Source organism: Variovorax sp. 20P10.2.4 (assembly GCF_058244205.1).
The window spans coordinates 1-1,679 of the sequence record NZ_JBZAYE010001037.1; the positions used below are offsets into that span (position 1 = coordinate 1).

General features: G+C 73.9%; 2 protein-coding genes. Both read left to right on the forward strand.

The window, feature by feature from the left end; translation table 11 throughout:
* Window positions 1–401: winged helix-turn-helix domain-containing protein (locus AC27VN_RS40785; protein WP_490880408.1), on the forward strand; the 401-nt coding region annotated here is incomplete at its 5' end.
* On the forward strand, window positions 398–1,679 hold a 1,282-nt coding region (locus tag AC27VN_RS40790), incomplete at its 3' end, for a sensor histidine kinase (protein ID WP_490880409.1). The genes AC27VN_RS40785 and AC27VN_RS40790, both read left to right, overlap by 4 nt.

Consider the following 1,679-nt stretch of genomic DNA (forward strand, 5'->3'; position numbering starts at 1 on the left):
ACGCGGGCGCCGACGACTACCTGGGCAAGCCCTTCGCGGTCGAGGAACTGCTGGCGCGGCTGCGCGCGCTGCTGCGGCGCCCGGCCGAGACCCGGCAGGAGCTGCTGCAGGTCGCGCGCCTGTGCTTCGACCTCGCGCACCGCGAAGCCAGCGTGGCGGGGCATCGCATGGAGCTGCCGCGGCGCGAACTGCTGGCGCTGGAGCTGCTGATGCGCCGCAGCGGCCGCACCGTGCTGCGCGAGGCACTGGAACGCGCGGTGTTCGGCTTCGACGTCGAGATCCAGTCGAACGCGCTGGACACCCACGTCTCGCGGCTGCGCAGGAAGCTCGCGGACACCGGCGCCGGCGTGGAGATCTGCGGCATCCGCGGCGTGGGCTACCTGCTGCGGGCCGTGCCATGAGCACAGCGACGAACGCAGCGCCCTCCTCGCCTTCCTCACTGAAGCGCCGCCTGGTCCGCCGGCTGGTGCTGCTGCAGGCGGCGATCCAGCTGCTGGTGATCGGCGCCCTGGTGGCCACCGGGCACCTGATCAACTTCAGCTCGCCCGAGAACACCGTCGAGATACTGCAGGAGGCGGTGATGCGCGAGGCCGACGGCCGCCTCGCGATGCGCGCGACGTCGCGGCTCGCCGCACTGCGCGAGGCGCAGCCGCCGCTGTGGTTCTCGGTGCGCGATCGCCAGGGCGGCCGGCTGGTCGAGGGCCGCATCCCGGACGAATTCGCCGACATCGGCGCCACGCTCGACGGCGTGGGGCAGGCCCGGCTGGGCTGGAACATGGGCGATCCGCCGCGGCAGTCGGCGCGCATGCGCTGGGTCGACTCCGCCGCCGGCCCGGTGCAGATCCTCACCGGCGCCGACAGCCCGATCACCTGGCGCAACCTCGGCCTGTCGCTGCTGCTGGTGCTGCTCGAGGTGGTGCTGCCGATCCTGGCGATCACCGTGGCGGCCACGCTGCTGGCCAGCCACGTGGTGGTGCGGCGCACGCTCTCGGGCCTGCACGCCATCGTGGCGCGCGCCGGCCAGATCGATGCCGAGCAGCGCGGCGTGCGCCTGCCGCTGGCCGAAGTACCGGCCGAGGTCGCGACGCTGGTCGGCGCCTTCAACGACGCCCTGCAGCGGCTGGACGACGGCCATGCGCGCCAGGAGCGCTTCCTGGCCGACGCGGCGCACGAGCTGCGCACGCCGATCGCGATCCTCCACACGCGCATCGAGAACCTGGCCGAGGGCGCGGAGCGCACGCGGCTGCTGGCCGATGCCGCGCGGCTGTCGGTGCTGGCGGGACAGCTGCTCGACCTGCAGCGCATGAAGGTCCATGGCACGGGACGCCAGCGCATCGACCTGGTGGCGATGGCGCGCGAGGTGGTGGCCGAGATGGCGCCGCTGGCGCTCGCCGCGGGCTACGAGGTCTCGTTCGAGCCGCTGGCCGCGCGCGTGGAGATCGAGGGCGACCGCGACGCGATCGCGCGCGCGCTGGCCAACCTGGTGCGCAACGCGATCGAGCACGCGGGCGGCATGGGGGCCGTGACGGTGCGGGTGATGCCGCCGGGCGACATCGAGGTCATCGACGACGGCCCCGGCATCCCGGCCGCGCTGCGCGAACAGATCTTCAAGCCCTTCCACCGCGGGCATGCGACCGGGCCCGGCGCCGGGCTCGGCCTGAGCCTGGTGCAGGAGATCG